Origin of the sequence: Nostoc sp. NMS9 (assembly GCF_017114995.1) — a bacterium.
GTDB lineage: Bacteria > Cyanobacteriota > Cyanobacteriia > Cyanobacteriales > Nostocaceae > Nostoc.
In genome coordinates, this window is record NZ_JABXKL010000028.1 from 16,199 (window position 1) to 40,014 (window position 23,816).

The window sequence follows — 23,816 nt, forward strand, 5'->3', positions numbered from 1 at the left end:
AATCTGATGTCTCAGAGTAAATCTGTAGAACCCGCTTCAGTCCACAGTCGAATTCTCGTGCCTCAACGGTATAATAGGCAACCTGTAATTTCTCGACTGGTTTCTCGGTATGGTTTAACCGTCAATATTAAAGCTGCATCCTTGACATCCGACAATGACAGCGATGGCTGGTTTGATTTGGAACTTTCAGGAAATCCCCAAAAACTGACAAATAGTCTATCTTACTTGCAAGGATTGGGAGTGAATTTGTTGCAACTAGCGATCGCTAACCAAATTCAACCCAACCAGCACACTTTACCTTTCCCAAATTCAGCTATCAAACTGAGTCCCAAAGACTCTGCATGGCTGACAAATAAATGGCAAGAACAATTCCAGCAATGGATTTCTCAGGGTCAAACCAATCGATTACGCTTGCAACTGTGCATCTTAAAATCTTATTACCAAGAACCAGTGATTTCCGAGTTAGTTTCTCGTTATGGACTAACAGTCAATATCACCAGTGCGCTACTTCAACCCGATACGCAAGATGACGGCTGGTTTGACTTGGATTTGTGGGGGAGAACAAAGCAACTCTACTCTAGCCTGAGTTATTTAGAAAAACTGGGACTACCGATTTGGTTGGATTTGTCTAGCGTTTATAGCGATGTCTACGACGGGCTACGCCTACGCTAATTAATAAAATCATCACTATCCAATGGCAGCACTAAATAACCAAAAAACCAATTCCCAAAACAGATTATCACTGGTTTCTTCAGTTTATAAAAAAAGCCAAGTCACTCAGATTCGTCTGCGGATACATATTCCCAAATGCTATCTGCAAGCACCCGTGATTTCGCAGTTAATTTCTACTTATGGCTTAGTAGTTAATATTACTAAAGCTATGTTACGACCAAATGCAGATGGATGCTTTGACATTGAACTGCGGGGAACAGTGCCACAAATTTCTAGCGGTTTAGCTTACCTAGAATCCTTGAATCTTAGAATTGTGGGCAAGCCTAATGCTGAAGGCGATAGCTGGTTTTACTGAAATAATTTAAATTTCATAGTACCAAATTTCTTCTTCTCGCAACACAATTCGATGTAGGGAGAGACGATCGATCAAGCCCTCTTGCTCAAACTGTCCAAGAACACGAGTGATAGTCACACGAGTTGAACCGAGCATTTCCGCCAGGTCTTCATGAGTCAGACGCATATCTATTAAACGTCCCTTCTCAACTTCCGAACCAAACTTTTTGGATAACCATGCCAATAGCTTGATGAGCATAGTATCCACTTTTTTATGGCTACGAATAATCATCAATTCTTGAGCCTGTTGGATATGGGCAAGTAGAGTTTCTGTTAGTTCAGTCCACTCCTCTAGAGGTAAAACTGTTGCCTCCACTTTAGTTAGGCATTCCATCTGATAAGGTTCTAATTTTGACAACCTCTTACCAACGACATCTCCAGGCCCCCACAATCCTAGAGCGACAGTTGTACCATCTTCCAGATAGCTAAAAGTTCTGACAAAACCCGTTTCAATCTTCCAAAGGTCGTTATGATGCTCTGGCAGAAATGACCTACGGGCAAAAAGTTGCTTAGTATTGTTACTGTTTGAACTAGAGAAGCTTGTGTACAAAGACACCATATTATATAAAACTATTCTCCGATAAGTTAACCGTAGTATTACATTTATATCAGGTTATAAGAACCTATGGGTATTTTAAAGAGGGGAGAGGGGCAGGGGAGCAGGGGAGCAGGGGAGCAGGGGAGAAGGGGAGCAGGGGAGCAGGGGAGCAGAGGAGAAGTTGCAGTAAGTTTTTCCCCTCTGCCCCTCCGCACCTCTGCCTCTTGTGCCCAATGCCCAATGCCCTAAACTAAATTCCCGCACCATCAAGAAAATCTTCAATCATCCCATCAGAATTTTTGCTCTTAGGGTTGTTGGTTAATTCGTCGCCAAGCTCAGTTGGGGACAAACTTGATTGATCTTCCAACTGCTCAAACTGTTTCTCTAAAGACTTGACGCGTTCAAATAAAGCGCGGATCACTTCAGCTTCTACGTCGCGTACTTTATCATGATCCAGAACATTGCTATTTAAGTTGTTTTGACGAGTCACGCGCCCTGGAATCCCAACTACTGTAGTGTTACTGGGGACATCTCGTAGCACCACAGAACCGGCTCCTATACGGACGCGATCGCCAATTTGAATATTTCCCAATACCTTCGCACCTGCTCCCACAACTACATGAGAGCCTAAAGTTGGATGGCGTTTGCCGCTTTCTTTCCCAGTCCCGCCAAGGGTGACACCTTGATAAATCAGAGCATAATCCCCCACGATCGCAGTCTCACCAATCACAACTCCCATGCCGTGGTCAATAAACACTCCCTGGCCAATTAATGCGCCAGGATGGATTTCAATTCCGGTAAAAAACCTACTAAGATGAGAGATGAATCTTGGTATAAAGGGAATGCCAATTTTATACAGCCAGTGTGCCAATCGATGAAATATTAGGGCTTGGAGTCCAGGGTAACAGAACAATACTTCTAGCCAGTTACGGGCTGCTGGGTCACGCTCAAAAATGGTTCGCAAATCAGTTAGTAGCATACTCTGTTGAGATTTTTGTTGGTAGGTGAGGCTCTGAAAACAGAAACTCAGGATAATTCCCACTAAAAGATTCGAGTCATTTATGGGAATTCTGTAAGTTTACAATCTACGGTAAGTCGATAGAGTATAGTGTTTTTGTGGGTAATAAGTGGGATGCTATCACATTCCACAGTTGAAAAAAATTAATTTCGCATAAACTGCGATAAGTCCCTCAATTCACCGTAGTATATTGAGTACAGTCTTGAATAGCCAAAACTACGCTCTCTTGGATCTGTCTTCCAAAGTGGAATACGCGCTGCTGGCACTCTTAGAACTGGCAAGCCACCACGGAAAAAAACTTCCTCTAACAATGAGCGAGATCGTTGCCAAGCAACCCATACCTGAGCGCTATCTGGAACAAATTTTGACTAACCTCCGGCGTGCTGGTGTGGTGCAGAGTCAACGCGGCTCTAAAGGAGGTTTCGTTTTAGTTCGTGAACCTTGGCAGATTACAATACTTGAAATTGTCACTTTGGTCGAAGGCGAGCGGAAAGAGAAAGATACCTCTGACTCTCCGACTCTAGAAAAGACTCTGGTTTATGAAGTTTGGGAGCAAGCTAACGCTGCCTCAATTGAAGTTTTGGGTCGTTATACACTCCAAGACTTGTGCGACGAAAGAGAAACTCGCGCCCAGCAGAGTCCAATGTATTATATTTAGACACGACGGAGTACCCCCATGCGGATAGCGAAAGATATCACAGAGTTAATCGGCCGAACTCCTTTAGTTCAATTAAACAAGATTCCCCAAGCTTCAGGAGCGGTTGCTCGGATTGTGGTGAAGCTAGAAAGCATGAATCCAGCATCTTCTGTCAAAGACCGGATTGGCGCGAGTATGGTGGAAGCGGCAGAAGAAGCAGGCTTGATTCACCCCGGAAAAACTGTTTTAGTAGAGCCAACTTCTGGAAATACAGGAATTGCGCTAGCGATGGTGGCAGCTGCCAAGGGCTACCATCTCATTCTAACGATGCCTGACACAATGAGCCACGAAAGACGATCCATGCTCAAAGCTTATGGCGCTCAACTAGAGTTAACGCCAGGAGTAGAAGGAATGCGAGGAGCGATCGCTCATGCAGAGCAGCTTGTAGCTAAAACGCCCAATGCTTATATGTTGCAGCAGTTCCGCAACCCTGCTAACCCAAAAGTTCACGCCGAAACCACAGCCGAAGAAATTTGGAATGATACCGATGGAGAGGTAGATATTCTCGTGGCGGGAGTGGGTACTGGTGGGACGATTACGGGAGTTGCAGAAGTTATTAAAAAACGAAAGCCGAGTTTTAAAGCGATCGCAGTTGAACCAAGCAACAGTCCGGTATTAACAGGTGGTAAATCAGGGCCTCATAAAATCCAGGGTATTGGCGCGGGATTTATCCCAGCAATTTACCGAAAAGAAGTGGTGGATGAAGTAATTCAGGTAGCCGATGAGCAAGCGATCGCTTACAGCCGTCGCCTAGCAAAAGAAGAAGGATTGCTATCGGGGATTTCTACTGGCGCTGCTTTATACGCGGCTATTCAAGTGGCACAACGGCCAGAAAATGCAGGTCGCCTCATCGTCATGATCCAGCCTAGCTTCGGCGAACGCTACCTCAGCACCTCACTGTTCAAAGACCCAGAGGAGAATGAGTGGTTGAGTAAAGTTTAATTCAGGTGGGGTCTGAATCCCCATCTGCGAAACTCCCCTTGTCTCTTTCTTCAATTCTGCGGCTCAGAGCTACTGTCCACTAAGGGTGGACTAAAATTTTCTTTTTCACAAAGTTTAGCGATCGCTTAAAATCTAGGACTCAACGACAGTATGTAACCGTTGCGGAATAGATGTTGAACACGAACACTCAACAACCATGCGTTGATAAGCCAGTAATCGAAGAATTTGTCACTCAAGGTAAACGCATTTTAATCAAAATCTAAAATTGGCTGGGTTATCTACTAGAATTTTCGCCAATTTCATCGGCACTTTCATTATTTTTCACCAAAATCATCAAACAGATACTACTAGCAGCTAGCTTTATTGGACTTAAAGCTTCACTTTTTAATACAATAAAAACGCCTAATCCGATAAGAACAAAAGGCACAAGATTATTAATGTAGTGAGTAAATACTTCAGCTATGACTCTGTTGTTAATTAATTTATATGCAGCGTAGCACCAAACTCCTAACAATAAAAAAAATAATCCGATAATTACCAAAAAAGTCTCTAAGTTGCAGCTAGCAAATAAAGGCACATAGATACTAATATTATCGCTACCATTGGCAATGGTAACAGCAGCTACACTATAAGTTTGGGGAGAAAAAAAGCTAGGAATTGTTGATATTTCAGCTTCTTCTGTGGCAGCTATAATTTCTTTTGATAAATCTTCTTCTCGATTCACTAAGCTACTGATACCTATGGACATTGGTAGTAAACCAAGTAATCCAATCCAGTTTTTTGATAAAACTAATCCCCCAAATAAACCTGGAAGACTAAGGATTAACAGAATTATAAAACCTAGAAACTGACCAGCAACTATATGCCGGGGGCGAAAGTTAGTATTTATTTGAGAAAAAAATAATAATAAAATGACAATATCATCAATGTTAGTGGCAATGAACGCAATTGCCCCTGTAGTAATTGCAGTAACTAACTCGTTCATATTTTAAGATAAAGAAGAATTCAGGAGTCAGTAATCATTACTGTGTCATTTTAAATCTAAGTTGTGCCAGAAGGTTAAAATGATTCGTGATTGATAATGACGCGCGAGTATTTCGCCAATAATTACGAATTACGTTAGCGTAGCGGTAGCGAGAAACGAGCGTCATTACGAATTAGTGAATTTGGTATGGTGGTAAATCGTAGATTCTAAAAATCCAGCATGAGTCAGCTAGGAACAGCCTTCAGTGAAGGGATAATTGCCTTCGTCGCCACTAACATAGATGACATCATTATCTTGTTAATATTTTTTTCACAAATAGATGCTAATTTTCGGCGGCGGCATATCTTACTTGGTCAATATCTGGGTTTTACAGCCATTATCATCGCTAGCTTACCAGGATTTTTTGGTGGATTGGTTGTACAGCGAGAATGGATAGGATTGCTCGGACTACTACCAATAGCAATTGGTATTCAGCAATTAATATCTAGAAAAGAAGAAACTATAACAGTTCAGACAGTCAGTAGTGATTTTAGGCAGTCTACACCTACGAACCCAGTATTGTCTTTTATTTTGAGTGTTTTGCATCCCCAAACCTATAAAGTGGCAGCAGTAACGATCGCTAATGGTGGTGACAATATTAGTATATATATCCCTTTGTTCGCAGGTCACGATCTGGCCAGCTTGGGAGTAATTTTAAGTATATTTTTTATCATGGTAGGTGTTTGGTGTGCGATCGCTTATTTTTTAAGCCGTCAACCTACCATTGCTGATATTTTAAGTCGCTACGGTAACGCTGTTGTACCTTTTGTGTTAATTGGCTTGGGTCTGTTCATTATGTATGAACGAGGTACATTCACTCTACTACCTTGGGTGAGAAGTTAATTAACGTTGGATTTTGAATGCTGGATTTGGTGGGATTGAAGAAAAGGCAGGGGAGCAAGGGGGATAGAACAGAATTGGGATTCAACCCCACCAGTAGCAAGAACGGGGTGAATGGAGGTTTGATTTTTAATGTAAAGCAAACTTGACATAAAGACAAGTTAGGTTTACGATAAAATTCAGGCAAGGCAAAAACTATGCAGACACACTGGTTTTTTCAGCCAAGCAATGCAAAATCGTTTACGTTTTCTGAGAACTCAACGCAATTGGTCACAGGCGGAATTAGCAAAAATTTTGGGCGTGAGTCGTCAAACCATCAATGCTATTGAAGTTGGTAAATACGACCCTAGTTTGTCCTTAGCGTTCAAAATTGCTCAAATATTCCGCTGTCCACTGCCATTTATCTTCTTAACAGAGGAGAGGTCTATGTTTGAAAGATTTACTGCGAAAGCATACCGGGCGATCGTGCTGGCACAAGGCGAAGGTGAGCGCTTAGGACATCAATTTGTAGGTACTGAACAGATTTTGATTGGATTAATTGCAGAAGGTAATGGTCTTGCTGCTAAGGTTCTCAAGTCTTTTGATATCAACCTTGAAACTGTTCAAACTGAAGTAGAAAAAATTATTGGTCGCGGTACTGGAATTCAAGGTGTGGAATATCCCTTTACTCCTAAAGGAAAGCAAGTTTTGGACTTTGCGATAGAAGAATCTCTAAGATTAGGTCACACATTCATTGGTACAGAGCATCTTCTACTAGGTGTGCTAGGGGTAACAGATGGAGTAGCAGTCAGAGTGCTAGAAAAGCTAGACGTAAATCTTCAGAATCTTTGGCAAGAAGTGCTAAGAGAAATCACATCTCTGAACATCCCATCAGCAACTATTATTCCTAGTAGAAACTTTAGCCATGAAGATGAATTGAGCGATTCCCCACCTGATTTTACCTCTGGTGAAATTAGCGCTCGATTTTGTGCATTTTTATTTTCCTGGGTAGAGCCTCGTCAGCTAGGGCATATTATTGGCTCTAAAGGTGGATTTCAGTTACCCAATGGAGAGATAGTTGCGCCGCGGATCTCGTTCTTTTCACGGGAACGCTTGAAGCGGGTGCCGCGAACTTATCCTGAATTGGTGCCTGATTTAGTAGTAGAAATTAAATCTGCCTTTGACCGACTGGCATCTGTGCAACAAACGATCCAAAGATTCTTAGACTTGGGAGTGAGAATAGCGCTATTGATTGACCCAGATGCTCAGACCGTGAGTGTTTATCGTCCTAGCAGTAAAGTGACGGTGTTAGGGAATAGTGAAAAGCTCACTGTCTCAGACTTGTTCCCTGAGTGGGAACTCTTAGTATCCGAACTTTGGCCTCCCATGTTTGATTGAGACAGTTTAATATTATCGAGTCCTGTCAAACCTGATGAACTAATTTCCAACTTACCATCATCAAAATGGTATAAATGATAAACCGTAGTGGGCGTTGCGGAGCTACCTGGCAGATTTTAGCACCTACTAACACCCCTGGAACAGAGCCTAGCCATATAGGTACTACCAGACTCCAATCAACTGTTCCCAAACTCAGATGACCGAGAGCTGTAAACAACAGTAAAATTGCTGCGTGTGAAATATCTGTACCGACTAACTTTCGGGCATCAAGCCGGAAAAACCCAATCAGCACTAGGGCAAACATTGAACCAGAAGAGACGCTAGTTAGACCAACCAAACAGCCTAAAATTGCTCCTAAAGTGATTGTTAGGAAGCGATCAAAATTAGTTTCTAAGTCTAACTTCGGCAGTTCAGGTAAATTAAATTTGGGGAAAAAAGTCAATAACAACAATTGCACTAGTGCTAATACTGTTACCAGCAAAATCATCCCGCCAAGCAAACGCAGCAAGATATTATCCAGGTTATACTCACCTGTACGTTTAATGAAGTGCAAAATCCCCACTCCGAACAGTGAGCCTGGAACACTCCCAAATGCCAGCCATTTAACAACTTCTGTGTCAAGAGTTTTCTGTTCCCAATGCTTGACACTACCAACAATTTTCATCAATGTGGCGGCGACAACATCAGAACTCACAGCGATAGAAGGCGGAACCTGAAAAACAAAAATTAACATTGGCGTGATCAAAGAGGCTCCGCCAATTCCTGTTAAACCAACGATGATACCAACAAAAAAGCTTAAGAACGGTAGTAATAAATAGTGCATACTCTTCGGGGGTTTCAACAATTAGTTATCAGTTATCAAAGTCCTGTTGAGTTTCCCACTTCTATAAGTGAGCAGCGTCGGTAAGGGTTGATTAAATCCCCAAACGAAGCCTTGATAACTGTTCACTGACTTAACTACGAGCACTTAGAGAGCAGCAACTCAGCCAAACTATAGCCCAGTGGTAGACAGAGAGCTAGTTATGGCAAGTTATTGTCTTTCTCAAGGATTCCTGGACAACTTAAAACCTGTGTGGAAGCTTTTGTAAGCATGACAACTGGCATTTAGCTCAAACAGACTTTGATAACTGCTTATTGGTCAGTCGCTCTGCTAAACTCAACTTCTAACTAGGTTTTTCTACAGTTTTACATACAAAAGCACATAAGGCGATGCACTTACCGTATTTTACTCGTAAGCACGATTAAACGTCTAGCGTATTCGCGTTGTATATTGTTCAATTATCTGGATAATACACCGCAGTCAGTCAAACCCATTACGGACTAGTTGCTAAAAAATTTACCTACAAGTTAATAACCATAGGGATAATTCCAAACTTTGTGGAGATGCGATATATCGCATTTACGTTGCAATTAGGCAACATCCTGAAAGTGATTACAATACTCAAGGTCAAGCGTTGAAAAAAACTTGACTTGCAAGCAACTATCATGCTATTTTAAATCAAACCATTCGGTCGGTAATATTTTATTTACAGCAATTTTCAATTCAATAAACTCCCTACTCCTTAATATCAAAATCGCTGTAATGTCTAAAGGCGAAGAAACAAAAACCAGAATTCTTCAGCAAGCAGCCGAACTGTTTAATCAACAGGGGTATGCAGGTTCATCGATGTCAGACATTATGCGTGTAACTGGATTGCAGAAAGGAGGAATTTACAATCACTTCCAAAGCAAAGATGATCTTGCACTACAGGCTTTTGATTTTGCGATCGCTCGCATTAAGCAGCATACTAGATTTGCATTACGAAGCAAACACCACGCAGTAGAACGTCTGCAAGCAATCATTGGGGTATTTAGTAGCTTCGCAGAAAATCCACCGATCAAGGGAGGGTGTCCACTGCTAAATACTGCTGTGGAAAGTGATGATGCTCATCCGGCGTTGCGAGAACGTGCTCAACAAGCGATGAACTCTTGGCTGCATCTAATTTGTCGAATTATTGAAAAAGGAATTGAAAAGGGTGAAATTCGCCCGGAAGTGAGTACTGATGAAATCGCTACCATCATCATCGCAATGCTGGAAGGAGGCATAATGATGAGCAAGCTTTATGGAGATTCAATTCATATGCATAGGGTAATTAATCACCTGAATCAATACTTGGAAACTTCTCTTTAATTGAACAGACCGAGCAGTATGAAAAAATATCAAGAGAAATAATGCTAGTAAATAACAACTTACACAGACCATTAGAAGTAATATTAGCAATTCCTGTAAAAACATACGACATTGATTTTATGGGAATTGTGAGTAATATTGTGTATATCAGATGGCTAGAGGATTTACGTCTAAAGTTTTTAGATGAACATTGGCAACTCAACCAACAAATTGAGCTAGGATATACACCGATTCTAGCTGGGACTGAAATTGAATATAAACGTCCAATAAAGATTATTGATAAAGTGATTGGACGTTTATGGCTGAGTGGTTTAGGACGCTTAAAGTGGACTGTGCAAGCTGAAATTTTATCTAACAATGAGTTAGCAGCAGTGGCTAGCCAGAAGGGTGGTTTTGTCAGTCTGCAAAATAATCGTCTGATTCCCATTCCAGAGGAATTACAGAAAAAATATTTACAGTATCAACTAGGGATTCAGAAAATTTAATCATTAGGAATACTTCAATATTTTTTTGAGTTTTTACAGACTGTTCGGTTTGTAAACATAATCTGGACTATAATACCGATTCTTCATAAATATGCGAAAAAACCCCACTGCCTGCGGTACCTCCCCTTGGTAAGAGCAAATTGGGAAGGGTCATCTCCAATTCGCAATTGACAATTCGCAATTCGCAATTATTACCCCACAACTGAAGTTCTACCGTGTATACACAAGTCGAGTTGGGAACCAAATCGACGAAAAACAACGGAAAATTCTTTTTAAAATCCTTGATTTTTCGTTATACCTCTATCAATAAGCTTCGACTATTGATAATCAGTTTACTGAACTCAAAGCCTTGCCTAACAAGGCTTGTATCTTACCAAGCAAGGATTTTAGGACTTGTGTATACACCGTAGCAACTGAAGTTGGGGGCTTGAACATTGATACTACGTGTTTTTTATTTTTTCATCAATATGCAGAGTATGGGAACGAGGAAAATCTCATCAAGCTTAGGTTTTTAGGACTTGTGTGTACACCGTAGACAAGCAAGGAGGGGAGACCAAGTGTAGCTTAAGCTGTTTGGGGTTATTCGGGTTTAATAAGCAATCAAGCGGACATGATATCAGAGTCAAATATTCACAAATATTGTGTTGAGTTGGCAAACAGCCAACTTTTTTATTGTCAATCTCGTAAATATACGGGAACTTCTTGTTTTGAGTTTTGGTCACTTTATGTCACTTTGAACAGCAAAGTGGTTCTGACTCCAATAGATTAGGTATAGTCCAACTCAGGCATTGCAGCCTTATATGTCGTCCAATTTAACTGACCCTAACTCTTCGGTAAACCATTGTACCCATCCAAAGGTATGTACAAATGCTGTTATCCGTTGTCAGCTTTTCCTGAATTGTCTTTATATATACAATAATTATACTTTGTTAGTCAGATTAACGCAGACTTAAAGCACTTTTAAATCGCTAAAATGGATGTTTGCTTATGGAAAAATTTCGTCATATCCAACCAAATATTACCATAATTCTTTATATGTATACTAAAAGTTTATGAAAGCTATATCAAACGACACGTCAAACACTTTTGCACCCAAAAACCTCTATACTAGACTAGACTTTGATAAATTTGAGAGTTTTGTTAATTGCAACACCAAAACTATCAATTTTTAGATGAAATACTAGCGTATCTTATAGTCTATAGTTTTTAAGGTTTAGTCAAAACTATATCCAGTATCATCAAAAAACTGCAAACTTCATGTGGTGCAAAAATCAAGTGGGGAGTGAAAACATGAATTTACGTAGAGATGCATTGCAAATCCTCAAAGAAACTAGCCGAACTTTTTATATCCCAATTAGTCTTTTACCGCCAGGATTGCAAGAAGCAGTAGCATCAGCATATTTGTGTATGCGTGCCATTGATGAAATTGAAGATCATCCCGAACTAGATAACGCTACTAAAGCAAAGCTGTTAAGAACCATTAGCCTGACATTACAGGCAGGAGTTGATGGCTTCGCGGTAGATGCTTTCTTTGCAGGATTTAGTGGGTATGAGAATTCATTAGAAGAAGTCACTTTGAGGCTTAGAGAATGGTCACTGCTAGCACCAGACACCATTGCACCTCGAATTTGGGATGCCACTGCTGCAATGGCAGACCGGATGGCTTATTGGGCAGAAAAAAACTGGAAAATTTATACAGAATCTGATTTAGATCGTTATACCTTTGGAGTTGCAGGTGCAGTAGGATTATTACTTTCTGACTTGTGGACTTGGTATGATGGAACACAAACGAACCGTACCCAAGCGATTGGTTTTGGTCGGGGTTTACAAGCAGTCAATATCTTGCGTAACCATACTGAAGATTTGGGGCGTGGGGTAGAATTTTTCCCAGAAGGTTGGAGTGCAGAAAATATGCAAGAGTATGCCCGGCGCAATCTAGCCCTGGCAGAAGCTTATATCAAAGACCTTCCGACCGGGCCAGCCTTAGATTTTTGTCAAATCCCCTTCACGTTGGCAAACGGCACTCTTGACGCCCTTGCTAATGGTAAAGAAAAACTCAGCCGCAGTGATGTTTTTGCACTAATCGAACAGCTGATTAGTGTGAACATGAAAGCTAGCTAATAATCTCTTAACGACTAATGGAGATGATTCTAAATTGCCTCCAAATTTGGGCATCCAAAATTCTACAGCGACTTTCTGTAGGGTAGCTAGTACCGCTGCGCGGAAGTCAAAAGTCAAAAGTCAAAAGTCAAAAAGCTCGAATTTCGCGGCTTTGAGCGATTTGGAATGGGTAGTTTATTTCCGCCGATGTGTACTAGTGCGGTCTTCTCCCTTCTCTACGAGACGCTCTGCGAACGCCAACGGCATGGCAACTCTTAGAGAAGCTACGCCAACGCTTAGAGCGAGTCCGCGAGCGTCTGGGGTTTCCCGAAATATAGTAACTGGCGTTGGGCACTGCCCTCTAATACCTTTTAATAGCAATTCTCTCATGCAAAAAACCAGATTAAAGCTGATTTTCTAAATGTGATAACAGCGCGATGCACGCCACAAGCCTTGAGAGAGCGTCATTAGGAATTACAAATTGGTAGAAAGTAACATAAACAGTATTTGCCAATGATAAGTATAATAAATAATCTTGTTTAGCGATCGCTTTAGGTAATCTCAGTTAAACTTTAGGAACTCTTCAAAGGATTTCCAGCAAAAATTACCTGGCAAGAGTTGATTAATGTCTAAATAATTGAAAGGGAGTATAACACTCCCCGTGATTATTCGTGCAGCGAGTTGAGAGTGCATGAGCTACTGCTTAAATCCTACCTGTTCCAATCCAGAAAATTTGGTATATAGCCAAAGGTGTCAGTCTTGTGGCTCGCAACTACTGTTGCGCGATCGCTATCAGGTGATCAAACCATTAGGTCAGGGTGGCTTTGGAGCGACCTTCCTAGCCAACGATCAAGGCTTACCAGGAGAACCGAGTTGCGTAATCAAACAATTACGCCCATCAGGAAGCGCCCCACACGTTTTGCAGATGTCCAGAGAACTCTTTGAGCGAGAAGCCAAAACTCTAGGTAAGATTGGCAATCATCCCCAAGTACCAAGATTGTTAGACTATTTTGAAGATCACGAGCAATTCTACTTAGTTCAAGAATATATCAGTGGCGATACCTTGCAAGAGGAGGTCAAACTTAACGGCATCTTGAGCGAAACTGGAGTCAAGCAATTTTTGAGCGAGATTTTGCCACTGTTGCAATACATCCACGATCAAAAGGTGATTCACCGTGATATCAAGCCAGCCAACTTAATCCGCCGCACCCAAGATGCCAGAATGGTACTGATCGACTTTGGTGCCGTCAAAAACCAAATCAGCCAAAGTGCGACAGGCCCATCAGGACAGACAGCATTAACTGCGTATGCTATTGGTACTCCTGGTTTTGCACCTCCAGAGCAAATGGCTATGCGTCCAGTCTACGCCAGTGATATTTATGCATTGGGGGTAACATGCATTTATTTACTGACTAGCAAAACTCCTAAAGATTTAGATTACAATCCCAATACTGGTGAGATGATGTGGGAGCAACTTGTGCAAGTGAGCGATCACTTGGGCAATGTGTTGCGAAAAATGTTAGAGGTGTCTGTACGTAATCGCTATCAGTCAGCGGCAGAAGTTCTTAGAGCATTGGAAATAGAACCATACTTAGATAGTTTAGCAAAGGGTTTGCTGATTAAATCTGATAATGGATCTAAAGAGCGAACACATAACCACCTGGAAAATTCTGCTGTTTTATGTAACAACCCTTCTGCTACCAGCACTGGAGTGGCACAGGTAGCGGCAGCGATTCGTGCTAGACGAGCCAAGGCCGCAGAAGCCGCGGGATTACACCAGGGTTCTGGGATGGCCAAATCGACGACTTTCACTAGCAACAGCAATGATTCACAAGTTCAAAATTCTAAAGTTGGGCGGAAGTTAGATACCCAAGGTTTATTAACAGCTTATCTGAAGGGAAGACGGGATTTTGCCTTACACAATTTAAATTTGCTAAATCTGCAAGGTGCTGATTTATCTCAAACAAATTTCCATTCTGCTCAATTGCAAAAAACCAATCTTCAGGGAGCTAATCTTCACAATAGTGACTTTGGTAGAGCCAGTCTTACTCGAGCAAATCTTAAGGATGCTAATTTGAGCAAAGCATATTTTAATCATGCTGATTTAGAAGGAGCAGACCTGCGAGGCGCAGACCTTAGCAATGCTTATCTCAGCAATGCTAACCTCCGAGGAGCTAATCTGTGTGGTGCTAATCTCACCAGTGCCAAAATTTCTGATGAGCAGCTAGCACTAGCAAAAACAAATTGGATGACCGTGCGCCCCAATGGGAAACGAGGCTTGTTGTGATTTTAAAGTGTAAACTACCCCAACCTATAGACGGATGGGGTTTCCCAAGTCATCGGGAATAGCCTCTTTTGTTGCCGTAGTTCTATGCGAATATTCTCCTATATTAGATTCTAGATTATCCTGACGGATGAACCCTTTTTATTGAAATCAATTATTTTAGATTAGCAGAATAGCCTCAACTCCCTGCTTTTAAGCTCTCTATTTTTATTAACAATTTTAAAATACTTATTTTATCAGAATTACAAGGCTGAACTTTTCTCACATCTGGGAAAATTAGCCCTGATTCTTCTTGATAAAAACTTAGATTCATTCAGAATTGACCAAATATATATAATGTTTAGGTTGATCGATAGGCATCACTATCACGAATATTAATAAATCTCCAACTATCTAGCAAAAATACGTAGATGGTTGTCAATTCTTCATGAAATCTTTATGATTTTTATCTGTTACAAATAACAAATGATTATTTACAATAAACAATAAAGCATCACAATAATTTTCTAAAGATACTTACATGCTTTTTATGGCTATAAACAACGCTGAATCTCGTACCTAAAATTTTTAAAATAGAATGATCCTAAACCACTAAATTTTTCAGATCGCAGCAAAAAGCAAAAAATCAATTATCCCTGATTGTAGGCTGGAGAAGTACATCACAACCGAAATCAGGTAGTATAAGGTTTACGTATAATGACTGACTTTGCACAAACGGAAATAGAACGGCGATTAACTTTATATCAAGTATTCCTCAAGTTGTATGAACACCACGGCAGCCTTCTAGATGAAATTCTTCAGCTAGAAAACCTATCTCAACCGTCGTTGAGGAGAGTCAAGGCGGGTTACGTACATGGTGTAGTGGATAATGCTGTTTATTTGATGACTAACTTGGGTGACAATCAGACTCAAAGTTTACGACAGCCACAACAAATCTGGACGATAGGTCGTAATCGCAACAGTGGTATTTACATTGCTGACAATCATCTGTCTCGTCGCCACGCTGCTATTCAGTATATTGACGAGCAAGGCTTTTACTTAATTGATTTCAACAGTACCAATGGCTCGTTTGTGAATGGTAATCGCACTGTTAGGCCGATCAAGCTCAAAGATGGCGATCGTATCCGTCTAGGAAATATGACTTTTGATTTTTTTGTGACTTCTACCTACTCCGTTCTGCCAACTGTTGCAATGGATTTATTGATGCAGCTTGTGCATCGCAGGAATAATCATACAGTAGACATACTTACTTATTCCCAGAATAGACAAAAATCTCTAATTGAAAAACCAGATTCTAATTTAGAGGCTTTCAGAAATTTCGGAATAGTTGAGAAGCTTGAAAATTTTTATGACAACTTCAGTTCAGAACAAAAATCAGAAATTTTAGACCGTCTATTTACCACACAAACACCGTCTAATCCCAGCCAGCTAAAAAATTGGAACTTCTAGCAGTTTTCACTTGCTTCAAGAGTGCTGTACATGGATAGCGTGACATTTAGTCTGCTAGTCTGTCCTGAGTAAAAAGGTAAGGTTTGCTGAGGCAGACAAATAGTGAAAGTTAAAAAGGAACTCGTGAAAATAAATATATAAAAAAAATTAAGAATGTGATTAAATATCATAGCAATCATTTTGGAGTGGCATCTCTAGCTCACAATAAAAAGAAAGCGATCCAGGGATTGAGTGAGTAAGTTATGCTCTATCCTGGCAACAGGAGGATACTCAAGGTCTACCAGCAGTAGCAACAAGAGTAGTGATAGTGATGTACTCCAGGTATTTGGCTCACCGCTACGCGTCTACAGCAAAAAAAACCCCAGTCGGTGTTAACCTACTAGGGGAGTTAGTTATCAGGGTGCATCTACCAATTAAATGTTCTCAGGTTGAAGACCATACTCCGGATAAATTTGTACAAAGGTCAGTTATTTTTTAAATAAAAAAACCCCCAGTCGGCGTTAACCTACTAGGGGAGTGAGTTATCAGGGTGCATCTACCAATAATCTTTTCTAGGGGCAACTAGTTCTTCCGGGAAAAATGAACTAAATTAGAGTTGATGGCGATGTCTACAACGGGCTGTGACGCTCGTAACTCTATGATGGAGAAGCAAGCTACGCGTAGCATCTCTGAGAGGAAAAGACTCGCTAACATTTCTCTAGGAGACGCATTTGCGATCGCTATTGGTAACGCAACTACTAGAAAAAACTCCCAGTGGGTGTTAACCTATCAGGGGAGTGAGTTATCAGGGTCAGTTATTTTTTTAAATAAAAAAACCCCCAGTGGGTGTTAACCTACTAGGAGAGTGAGTTATCAGGGTGCATCTACCAATAATCTTTTCTAGGGGCAACTAGTTCTTCCGGGAAAAATGAACTAAATTAGAGGCGATGTCTACGATGGGCTGTGAAGCTCGTACCCCTATGGAGAAGCAAGCTACGCATAGCGTTTCTGAGAGGATAAAGACTCACTAACATTTCTCTACGAGACGCATTCGCGATCGTTATCGGTGAAGCAACTAGAAAAAACCACCAGTGGGTGTTAACCAACCAGGGGAGTGAGTTATCAGGGTGCATCTACCAATAATCTTTTCTAAAATAAATGGGTCGCTACCGGATCAATTAGCAGAGGTTGAAGTTGTTACTGTTTGTCGATCGAAGAAAAATCTCAGAGGGGTTAGTTATCAGGACAGACCTACCAATTAAACGATCGGTGCGCTGCTTTACAAAATGGGTGTGTCAGGGTTAATCAATACTCAATTTTCATAAAAAAACCCCCAGTGGGCGTTAGCCAACCAGGGGAGCTAGTTATCAGGGTGCATCTACCACTTAAATGTTCTAGGTTTAACCACCATGCTCCGGATAAATTTATTAAAAAATTGATTGTTGTCGTGTGTCAAAAAAACAAAAGTGGATATTAACTCAATTAGGGGAGTTAAAAATCGAGGGACATCCATCTATTAATCAAGTATTCTAGGATTAAGCACTATTTTCTGGTAGAGAATATCTGCGTCAGAAGTTGCTGTTGTTTGCCAAAAATAAAAAAACCCCCAGTGGGTGTTAGCCAACTAGGGGAGTTGAAGATCAAGGTGCATCTACCAATTAAGTGTTCTAGACCCAAGTAATCCGATCCGGATAAAGTTGTAAAGGCAGAAAAACCAAAACGACACCGAATCAGAAACATTCAGGGGCGGGATGCATCTAAATTATCAGAGGAAGCGAAAAATCGACTTGAAACTTTCGCGTTTCAAACCAGATTTAGGAGGCGGACAGGAGAAGTTGTGACCCAGGAATTCCATATTTCCGTAACCCCAGTAGGGCAAAATGACTACTTGGTGCGGACGGAACAAGTCGCGCCTGGGGTACCATTGGCAGAAGAATTGGTGACTTGGCCTATAGCTGATTGGTTGATGGCTGCTGGGCATTTGATGAATGACCCGTTGAATTCGGTGTTGCAAGGAGATCCATTTACCTCTGGCGGGCATGAAAGTGATATCGCTAGAAACTCTGTGAATTTGGTGGCGTTGGGTCAACAATTTTATAACACCTTATTTCAAGGCACTCTCAGAGATAGTTGGATTACTGCCCAAGGTATTGCTCAGAACCATCAACAAGTACTACGGTTACGCTTGGGGCTAAAAGACACTAGATTAGCTCGTTTGCCTTGGGAAGTGATGCACGCAGGCGATCGCCCTCTGGCTACTGGGCCTTATGTGGCTTTTTCTCGCTTCCAAAGTGGCATTTCGGGGGCTTCTCCTTTGCGATCCCTGCGGGGGGCTACGCCTACGCAAAATATGCCCACACCACAAGAACAAGGTGGTGTCAAAGTATTGATGGTAATTGCTTCCCCCTCAGATCAAGTCCGTCTTGACTTACAGAAACAGGAAGCAATTAAACTGCAAGCGGAACTTCACCGTCAAACGTCACGACCTGGTGAAGGTCGCAATCGTTTCCCCGAAATTGAACTCACTGTATTAGACCAACCAGGACGGGAAGAACTGACGCAAGCCCTAGAACAAGGTAGATACCATGTTCTCCACTACTCTGGTCATAGTAATTTAGGCGCAAATGGCGGAGAAATTTATCTTGTTAATCGCAGAACTGGCTTAACGGAAATCTTGACTGGGGACGATTTGGCAGGTTTGCTCGTCAACAATAATATCCAAATGGCAGTGTTTAATTCCTGCTTGGGCGCGTACACAGCAGCGTCCAATCCCTCTGGAGATACTGGCGAACGAAACTTAGCGGAAAGTCTGGTGAAGCGCGGAATTAGAAGCGTTTTGGCGATGTCAGAACGGATTCCTGATGAAGTGGCATTGACGCTCACACAATTGTTTTACCGCAACTTAAGTCAGGGATATCCAGTAGATTTGTGTGTAAGTCGGGTGCGCCAAGGATTAATTTCTGCTTATGGTTCTCACCAGATGTACTGGGCATTACCGATTTTATATCTCCAGCCAGAATTTGACGGTTTTTTAAGTCAGGAAACTGAGGTATCTGCAAGTACGGAGTCGCTGAATCAGTATAGTTCGCCTTTAGGGGTAACTTCCACGATGTACCCTGGTATGCCTGATGATAGCGAGATGCCTTTAGGAATGGAAGACATGATTCCTACTGGTTTGACGCGGGACTCTTCTGGGTTGGACTGGCTAGGTGAAGATACTTGGGGCGATCTGGTTGATGAAATTGAGTATGACGATCCCAGCTATGAAGAAGATTCTGCGATAGTTTCGGATTTGTTTCGTCAGCTAGATAACCAAAAACCTGCAACTCAACCGGATCAACAAATTCACGAAAATAGTCTTCACCAAAGCCAGATTTCAGAGGAAATAACTTCCTCAGAAGAGTCAGCAGATTTGTGGGGAGAAGTTCCACCTGAGCCACCTGCAACTCCTGGGAATCTTGAAGAAAATTGGCAAAATTCTAATTTTTCGCGTAGGCATAGCCCGCCGCAGGCATCGCAACCACCCCCACCAAGAAATCGTACCCGTCGCCGCCAGATGTGGTCGATTGTGGGTGTTGTGGGGATCAGTGCGTTAGCAGCTGCGATCGGTTTAAATTGGTGGTGGCAAAATCGCCCCCAAGCACTGCCTAAAATACCAGAAATTCCCACCCACTCTCTACCTGATTCTCGACCGATTCAAAAGCAGCCGAATATCGATTTAGGAATAGAAGCGACTGGGATTGTCACCGCTACTGCTACGGAAAAATTGAGCCAGGGTGACTTGCAAGGTGGGTTATTGGCTGTAGAAGAACTACTCAATCGGGGCGCACTGGCTGCGGCTGAAACTTCCTTAAAACTAATTCCCAATAAACAAGCTGACGATCCATCTGTGAATTTTTACAAGGGACGATTGGCGTGGCAGTCTATCCAAACTGGAGACAATAACTATAGTGTCGATGATGCCCGCCGTTACTGGGAAACTGCTGCCAAAGCTAAACCCGAATCACTTTTGTATAATAACGCTTTGGGATTTGCCTACTACACAGAAGGCAATCTGAATCGAGCCAATGATTCTTGGTTCAAGGCTTTGAATTTAGCTCTCAAAGAACAGAACACAAATTCAACATCCAAAAACACAGCAGTTCCTCAAGATGCTTTAACTTCTTATGCTGGTTTAGCTCTTGGATTGTATAAATCTGCACTTAGTCAATCTAGTGGTAAGCAGACGCAATATTTGAATGAAGCGATCAAGTTGCGGCAAACGGTTCTCAAGTCCGATCGAGAAAATTTCCAGGTAGATAAATTAGCTAAAAATTGGCTGTGGACGGAGAAGGCGATTGAAGATTGGCGATCGCTCCTTCAGGAAAAAGGTGAAGAGCAGTAATATGTTGTGGTGGTGCGATCGCTTTTAATAGCTTAGAACTGCCACGCTTATTAATCCAACGCTACCAAGTTCGGCTAATTGTTTTTGACCCAGAAGAGGAGGCGCTCGTAAAATAGCAAAAGTAGATTAGTTAAAGTAATTTTAATTGCTAAATTTTTCGTGATTTAGGATATAGCCAAAAGCTAAACAAACGGCTAACTCTAGGCATGACAACATAGGTTAACAGCAAAACCATAGTAATCGTTATGATCGACGAAATAATCAAGGGTGGTAAACCACGAATTAGGGGTACTAAAAACGTATTCAACAAATTAATCAACACATATACAGCTCCCCAAGTTAGCAAGGCTGTTTTATAGCGCGGTGGAGTTTTTAATGGTTGACCGGGAAGAGAAAACCAAGCTTCTAATCCACTAATTTTTTGAACATAAGGATCGGATTCAACTAAATGCTTACCTTGATTGAGCAAATGTTCGCGATCGCGCGATGTCATCCACACCTCTAAATTTTCATAACTGTCAAATCGGAAGATAATCACATATTCATTTCGCACCCCAAGTTGGGGACAAATCACATTTGTTCCCATGTGACCCACGTAATTTCTGGAAACCCTGGTAATCTCTTTCAACCAAGCTTCGTAAGCAGTTTCGCATCCTGGTTTGACAAGTTGTGTAATGACCACGGTTACAAATTGATCGTTTTGTTCTATCTCCATTAGTTATGCCAATCAATTTTGGATTTTAGATTTTTTCACGTAGCTTGATTTTCGGAGAATGAGTATCAATTTGCTTGCTATGAAACATTTTTAAATCTGGGATTTACAATTGCAAATCCCAAATTTAAAATATAAAATTCGGTCACGCTCAAGCCAAGGGATATCCAGTTTTTCCAACTTCAAGCCGAACAACATTCGCAGGAACGACACCAGTGGGTGGAGGTAAAAACATTCCACCATTAGTCACAACATAAATTGCGGTGCTATCGCTCTGTGTTTGACCAAAAGCCACGGCTGTGCTACCAATTACACCTTCCTCGGCTTGAGCAATAATAGTACTACTGCGATCGCTTGCAATTCGCACCACACTGTTGTATATGTGCGTTGCTCCATAAAGATTGCCTTCCACGTCAAAGGCGAAGTCATCAATATTAGTTTGCTCAACAAAGATTTCCGGCTCACCTGGTCGAGCTGCGGTATCAACGGGAATCCGCAACAACAACATTTTTTCCGTATTTGAAACGTAGAGGAAATCACCAAAACGCTTCAAACCATTTGCAGCCGGAATGATATTTTCCGAATTGCTACGAGCAAGCATTGGATGTTCTAGCCAAATTGATCCACAAGGTTGAGCGATATCAATCAGCCAAATTGCACCCCGATAAGAATCTGCTGTTAAATACTGAGTGCCAGAAAGGGGAGTTATGCCATTGAGAAATATGGCATCTGGCAGTGTTAGTAAGGTTTCCACTGTCCCATTACTGGCAACTAAAGAAACCACTGGTATAGAATCAGCATTCCAGCCTGTTGCCACTAAACCCCCGTTGGCAGCGAAAGCAAGACCACTGACTTTACCCTCAACAGTCGCATGAATTTGCTGATTACCATCTGGACTAATGCGAACAATCTTGCCAACTTCGTGATTAGTTACAAATATTGTGCCATCTGGTGCAATCGCTATATTTTCCAAAAAAGTATTGACCGGGAAAGAGGCAATCACTTTAGCAGGTGCTAATTCAATGGTCGTATCTAAATAAATAGGCGGTAAACCTGCGGAATTTCCCATATTAACCTACCACTGTAATTGAATGGGGCCACCAAACTTTCGCATCTCTGCAAAAAATAGTCCTTGCGCTCCTCCATCCGGAAGTGTTGCTAAATAAACAGCTGTTTGCGCTCCTTCTTCTGCCGTGAATGGAGCATCATCTCCTCCCATATCGGTCTTCATCCAACCTGGAGAATAGGCATTTACCAGAATATTAGTACCTTGAAGTTCTTTCCCTAGAATCGCTGTTAGTCCATTCACTCCCACCTTTGAGAGTCGATAGGAAGGTGCTAAAGCGTAGTAGTCACCTGAAACAGATGCTAGAGATGCCATTTCCGTTGAGATATTGACAATGCGACCGTAGTTTTGCACCTTCATTAAGGGAATTAATGCTTGAGAAATTCTGAGTACCGCTAAAACATTAGTTTCAAAGGTCGATCGCATCGTTTCCAGTTGGACAGTCAGTAAGCTGGACTCTTCAGGCTTTGTTGTGGGATTTACACCTGCATTATTGACCAGAATATCTACTTTGCCGTAAGTTTCACGTAACCACTCGGTAAACTGCTGCACGCTTCCATCATTGGTAACATCCAGCTTGTGATAGTCAACATCAAGCCCTTCACTGGACAACTGCTGCTTGGCAGCAAGACCATCTGTTTCATTACGACTCGTCAGAATTACGCGGTTGTCAATTTGGGATAATTGACGGGAAATTGCATATCCTAGCCCTCGGTTACTTCCTGTGACTACAGCAATCCTTTTTTGAGTCGTCATTTTTATGACCTTCAAACTGCTTTTAAGTTTACTGTACTGAGATGTTGTAAATTAAGCAAATTGATTTTTGCAATATATTTTAGGGTTTATGTATTGACAATAAATACTAAATATGAATAAGTTTAAAAACTATATATTTGATAGGGGTACACTAATGCTGATGGGTGTCAACATTAAGCCCAAACTCTTTTAAAATCATTCCTTTGGTATCAGGAGCAATCGCCTATACCACCGTTTCAATCCCTAATAGGATTTTGATGAATTGCAATAAAATCGTTGATATCTTTTTTGGGGCTGTAGAATTTGTACACCTACCCACTCGCGCATTTGACATACAGGAACTCTGTAAGATATGCGATCGCTAAAAATAATCTAATGGTGATGGGGGGCGTGATCGCTGCCTTCGGAGCCAGAAATCCAGTCTTTATATGCTTATAGCCTCCCACATCACACAACAACACTTGTAATGTTACTCTTGAGACTCCTCAGAGATAGATTCTGATTCTGTTTCAAGTTCTTCTGTTTTAACTTTGGGGGCTGGAGGTTTAACGGGTTTTGGACCACGCGCTAGTGCAGGATTCACCGGTTGTCTGCTTTCATCCCTATATGATGATCCTTTTTTCCCTTTGTCAGAGGAGCGATCGCGGCTCGGTTTTGAGCTTTTGGGGTTGGATTCAATAGGGGTTACAGAATCCGAATTTTCGGAATTGCTGTCAGTGCTTCCTTGAGACTGACGTTCCGATTTCTTAATTGGACGTTCTACCATTGTTGATTTTTGTAAATTTATCTGTATGGTACATCGGTTTGGTGACTATCAGACTGTCGAGTAGCATTTTTAAATATTTTATTGTTGGAATTTCTGAGTAGCTCTATAGAGTTGTTTTGACAAAAAAGCAGCCAACAAACTTTATTAATTAACTCACTAAATTA

At 41.5% G+C, this 23,816-nt stretch carries 22 protein-coding genes; 13 read left to right on the forward strand and 9 right to left on the reverse strand.

Annotated features, from left to right (window positions below; genetic code table 11):
• The first annotated feature begins 6 nt into the window (after nucleotides 1–6).
• The gene (locus tag HWQ40_RS09765; protein ID WP_292777098.1) at nucleotides 7–672 is read left to right on the forward strand and encodes an NIL domain-containing protein; all 666 of its coding nucleotides are present in this window, start codon (nucleotides 7–9) and stop codon (nucleotides 670–672) included.
• A 22-nt stretch (nucleotides 673–694) separates the two neighbouring features.
• Nucleotides 695–1,027, forward strand: a complete 333-nt coding sequence (locus HWQ40_RS09770; protein ID WP_292777100.1) for an NIL domain-containing protein — start codon at nucleotides 695–697, stop codon at nucleotides 1,025–1,027.
• A 6-nt stretch (nucleotides 1,028–1,033) separates the two neighbouring features.
• Here HWQ40_RS09770 and HWQ40_RS09775 read toward each other — a convergent pair whose 3' ends face one another.
• Together HWQ40_RS09775 and cysE are read right to left on the reverse strand one after the other, a co-directional pair.
• Nucleotides 1,034–1,624 carry a Crp/Fnr family transcriptional regulator gene (locus HWQ40_RS09775; RefSeq protein WP_292777102.1) on the reverse strand — a complete coding sequence of 197 codons (591 nt, stop codon included), beginning with the start codon at nucleotides 1,622–1,624 and terminating at the stop codon, nucleotides 1,034–1,036.
• Nucleotides 1,625–1,853: 229 nt separating this feature from the next.
• Complete coding sequence (gene cysE, locus HWQ40_RS09780) at nucleotides 1,854–2,633, reverse strand: serine O-acetyltransferase (RefSeq protein ID WP_292777192.1); 780 nt, start codon at nucleotides 2,631–2,633, stop codon at nucleotides 1,854–1,856.
• Between the two features lie 163 nt (nucleotides 2,634–2,796).
• Between cysE and HWQ40_RS09785 the strand changes: the two genes are divergently transcribed.
• Together HWQ40_RS09785 and cysK are read left to right on the forward strand one after the other, a co-directional pair.
• Nucleotides 2,797–3,279 (forward strand): Rrf2 family transcriptional regulator, encoded by a 483-nt coding sequence (locus HWQ40_RS09785; RefSeq protein WP_292777196.1) that lies wholly within the window; start codon nucleotides 2,797–2,799, stop codon nucleotides 3,277–3,279.
• Between the two features lie 18 nt (nucleotides 3,280–3,297).
• On the forward strand, nucleotides 3,298–4,260 hold the full coding sequence (gene cysK / locus HWQ40_RS09790) for a cysteine synthase A (protein WP_292777104.1): 963 nt from the start codon (nucleotides 3,298–3,300) through the stop codon (nucleotides 4,258–4,260).
• 274 nt (nucleotides 4,261–4,534) lie between these two features.
• Here cysK and HWQ40_RS09795 read toward each other — a convergent pair whose 3' ends face one another.
• Complete coding sequence (locus HWQ40_RS09795) at nucleotides 4,535–5,245, reverse strand: cadmium resistance transporter (protein ID WP_292777106.1); 711 nt, start codon at nucleotides 5,243–5,245, stop codon at nucleotides 4,535–4,537.
• Between the two features lie 219 nt (nucleotides 5,246–5,464).
• Between HWQ40_RS09795 and HWQ40_RS09800 the strand changes: the two genes are divergently transcribed.
• Nucleotides 5,465–6,127 carry a cadmium resistance transporter gene (locus HWQ40_RS09800; protein WP_292777108.1) on the forward strand — a complete coding sequence of 221 codons (663 nt, stop codon included), beginning with the start codon at nucleotides 5,465–5,467 and terminating at the stop codon, nucleotides 6,125–6,127.
• A gap of 225 nt (nucleotides 6,128–6,352) precedes the next feature.
• On the forward strand, nucleotides 6,353–7,501 hold the full coding sequence (locus tag HWQ40_RS09805) for a Clp protease N-terminal domain-containing protein (RefSeq protein ID WP_292777111.1): 1,149 nt from the start codon (nucleotides 6,353–6,355) through the stop codon (nucleotides 7,499–7,501).
• A gap of 25 nt (nucleotides 7,502–7,526) precedes the next feature.
• On the opposite strand, the gene HWQ40_RS09810 is transcribed toward HWQ40_RS09805, so the two are convergent.
• Nucleotides 7,527–8,324 carry a sulfite exporter TauE/SafE family protein gene (locus HWQ40_RS09810; protein WP_292777113.1) on the reverse strand — a complete coding sequence of 266 codons (798 nt, stop codon included), beginning with the start codon at nucleotides 8,322–8,324 and terminating at the stop codon, nucleotides 7,527–7,529.
• 759 nt (nucleotides 8,325–9,083) lie between these two features.
• On the opposite strand from HWQ40_RS09810, the gene HWQ40_RS09815 reads away from it, so the two are divergent.
• The 3 genes from HWQ40_RS09815 to HWQ40_RS09825 all read left to right on the forward strand — a co-directional run bounded on the left by HWQ40_RS09815 (nucleotide 9,084) and on the right by HWQ40_RS09825 (nucleotide 12,277).
• Nucleotides 9,084–9,671: a TetR/AcrR family transcriptional regulator gene (locus HWQ40_RS09815; RefSeq protein WP_292777115.1), complete on the forward strand. Its 588-nt coding sequence runs from the start codon at nucleotides 9,084–9,086 to the stop codon at nucleotides 9,669–9,671.
• A 41-nt stretch (nucleotides 9,672–9,712) separates the two neighbouring features.
• The gene (locus tag HWQ40_RS09820; RefSeq protein ID WP_292777117.1) at nucleotides 9,713–10,156 is read left to right on the forward strand and encodes a thioesterase family protein; all 444 of its coding nucleotides are present in this window, start codon (nucleotides 9,713–9,715) and stop codon (nucleotides 10,154–10,156) included.
• Nucleotides 10,157–11,446: 1,290 nt separating this feature from the next.
• Nucleotides 11,447–12,277, forward strand: a complete 831-nt coding sequence (locus tag HWQ40_RS09825; protein ID WP_292777120.1) for a phytoene/squalene synthase family protein — start codon at nucleotides 11,447–11,449, stop codon at nucleotides 12,275–12,277.
• Nucleotides 12,278–12,451: 174 nt separating this feature from the next.
• Here the strand turns inward: HWQ40_RS09825 and HWQ40_RS09830 are convergent, their stop codons facing one another.
• Entirely contained in the window at nucleotides 12,452–12,646 is a 195-nt protein-coding gene (locus HWQ40_RS09830) for a hypothetical protein (protein ID WP_292777122.1), read from the reverse strand.
• Nucleotides 12,647–12,947: 301 nt separating this feature from the next.
• On the opposite strand from HWQ40_RS09830, the gene HWQ40_RS09835 reads away from it, so the two are divergent.
• The 4 genes from HWQ40_RS09835 (at nucleotide 12,948) to hetF (ending at nucleotide 20,352) form a co-directional block, all read left to right on the forward strand.
• The gene (locus HWQ40_RS09835; protein ID WP_292777124.1) at nucleotides 12,948–14,543 is read left to right on the forward strand and encodes a serine/threonine-protein kinase; all 1,596 of its coding nucleotides are present in this window, start codon (nucleotides 12,948–12,950) and stop codon (nucleotides 14,541–14,543) included.
• 693 nt (nucleotides 14,544–15,236) lie between these two features.
• A complete protein-coding gene (locus tag HWQ40_RS09840) occupies nucleotides 15,237–15,989 on the forward strand; it encodes an FHA domain-containing protein (protein WP_292777126.1) in 753 nt (250 codons plus the stop codon).
• Between the two features lie 604 nt (nucleotides 15,990–16,593).
• Nucleotides 16,594–16,821 carry a hypothetical protein gene (locus tag HWQ40_RS09845; protein WP_292777128.1) on the forward strand — a complete coding sequence of 76 codons (228 nt, stop codon included), beginning with the start codon at nucleotides 16,594–16,596 and terminating at the stop codon, nucleotides 16,819–16,821.
• A gap of 984 nt (nucleotides 16,822–17,805) precedes the next feature.
• Entirely contained in the window at nucleotides 17,806–20,352 is a 2,547-nt protein-coding gene (gene hetF / locus HWQ40_RS09850) for a cell division protein HetF (protein ID WP_292777129.1), read from the forward strand.
• Between the two features lie 148 nt (nucleotides 20,353–20,500).
• On the opposite strand, the gene HWQ40_RS09855 is transcribed toward hetF, so the two are convergent.
• From HWQ40_RS09855 to HWQ40_RS09870, 4 genes are all read right to left on the reverse strand, one after another.
• Nucleotides 20,501–21,067: an antibiotic biosynthesis monooxygenase gene (locus tag HWQ40_RS09855; protein WP_292777131.1), complete on the reverse strand. Its 567-nt coding sequence runs from the start codon at nucleotides 21,065–21,067 to the stop codon at nucleotides 20,501–20,503.
• A gap of 148 nt (nucleotides 21,068–21,215) precedes the next feature.
• The gene (locus tag HWQ40_RS09860; protein ID WP_292777134.1) at nucleotides 21,216–22,133 is read right to left on the reverse strand and encodes a gluconolactonase; all 918 of its coding nucleotides are present in this window, start codon (nucleotides 22,131–22,133) and stop codon (nucleotides 21,216–21,218) included.
• A 6-nt stretch (nucleotides 22,134–22,139) separates the two neighbouring features.
• Nucleotides 22,140–22,886: an SDR family oxidoreductase gene (locus HWQ40_RS09865; RefSeq protein ID WP_292777136.1), complete on the reverse strand. Its 747-nt coding sequence runs from the start codon at nucleotides 22,884–22,886 to the stop codon at nucleotides 22,140–22,142.
• A gap of 469 nt (nucleotides 22,887–23,355) precedes the next feature.
• Nucleotides 23,356–23,652 carry a hypothetical protein gene (locus HWQ40_RS09870; RefSeq protein WP_292777138.1) on the reverse strand — a complete coding sequence of 99 codons (297 nt, stop codon included), beginning with the start codon at nucleotides 23,650–23,652 and terminating at the stop codon, nucleotides 23,356–23,358.
• Nucleotides 23,653–23,816 lie beyond the last annotated feature (164 nt).

Coding starts and splice junctions, on each gene's coding strand:
- HWQ40_RS09765 (WP_292777098.1), top strand. CDS start 7: ATGTCTCAGAGTAAATCTGTAGAACCCGCTTCAGTCCACAGTCGAATT.
- HWQ40_RS09770 (WP_292777100.1), top strand. CDS start 695: ATGGCAGCACTAAATAACCAAAAAACCAATTCCCAAAACAGATTATCA.
- HWQ40_RS09775 (WP_292777102.1), bottom strand. CDS start 1,624: ATGGTGTCTTTGTACACAAGCTTCTCTAGTTCAAACAGTAACAATACT.
- cysK (WP_292777104.1), top strand. CDS start 3,298: ATGCGGATAGCGAAAGATATCACAGAGTTAATCGGCCGAACTCCTTTA.
- HWQ40_RS09795 (WP_292777106.1), bottom strand. CDS start 5,245: ATGAACGAGTTAGTTACTGCAATTACTACAGGGGCAATTGCGTTCATT.
- HWQ40_RS09800 (WP_292777108.1), top strand. CDS start 5,465: ATGAGTCAGCTAGGAACAGCCTTCAGTGAAGGGATAATTGCCTTCGTC.
- HWQ40_RS09805 (WP_292777111.1), top strand. CDS start 6,353: ATGCAAAATCGTTTACGTTTTCTGAGAACTCAACGCAATTGGTCACAG.
- HWQ40_RS09810 (WP_292777113.1), bottom strand. CDS start 8,324: ATGCACTATTTATTACTACCGTTCTTAAGCTTTTTTGTTGGTATCATC.
- HWQ40_RS09815 (WP_292777115.1), top strand. CDS start 9,084: ATGTCTAAAGGCGAAGAAACAAAAACCAGAATTCTTCAGCAAGCAGCC.
- HWQ40_RS09820 (WP_292777117.1), top strand. CDS start 9,713: ATGCTAGTAAATAACAACTTACACAGACCATTAGAAGTAATATTAGCA.
- HWQ40_RS09825 (WP_292777120.1), top strand. CDS start 11,447: ATGAATTTACGTAGAGATGCATTGCAAATCCTCAAAGAAACTAGCCGA.
- HWQ40_RS09830 (WP_292777122.1), bottom strand. CDS start 12,646: ATGAGAGAATTGCTATTAAAAGGTATTAGAGGGCAGTGCCCAACGCCA.
- HWQ40_RS09835 (WP_292777124.1), top strand. CDS start 12,948: ATGAGCTACTGCTTAAATCCTACCTGTTCCAATCCAGAAAATTTGGTA.
- HWQ40_RS09840 (WP_292777126.1), top strand. CDS start 15,237: ATGACTGACTTTGCACAAACGGAAATAGAACGGCGATTAACTTTATAT.
- HWQ40_RS09845 (WP_292777128.1), top strand. CDS start 16,594: ATGTCTACAACGGGCTGTGACGCTCGTAACTCTATGATGGAGAAGCAA.
- HWQ40_RS09855 (WP_292777131.1), bottom strand. CDS start 21,067: ATGGAGATAGAACAAAACGATCAATTTGTAACCGTGGTCATTACACAA.
- HWQ40_RS09860 (WP_292777134.1), bottom strand. CDS start 22,133: ATGGGAAATTCCGCAGGTTTACCGCCTATTTATTTAGATACGACCATT.
- HWQ40_RS09865 (WP_292777136.1), bottom strand. CDS start 22,886: ATGACGACTCAAAAAAGGATTGCTGTAGTCACAGGAAGTAACCGAGGG.
- HWQ40_RS09870 (WP_292777138.1), bottom strand. CDS start 23,652: ATGGTAGAACGTCCAATTAAGAAATCGGAACGTCAGTCTCAAGGAAGC.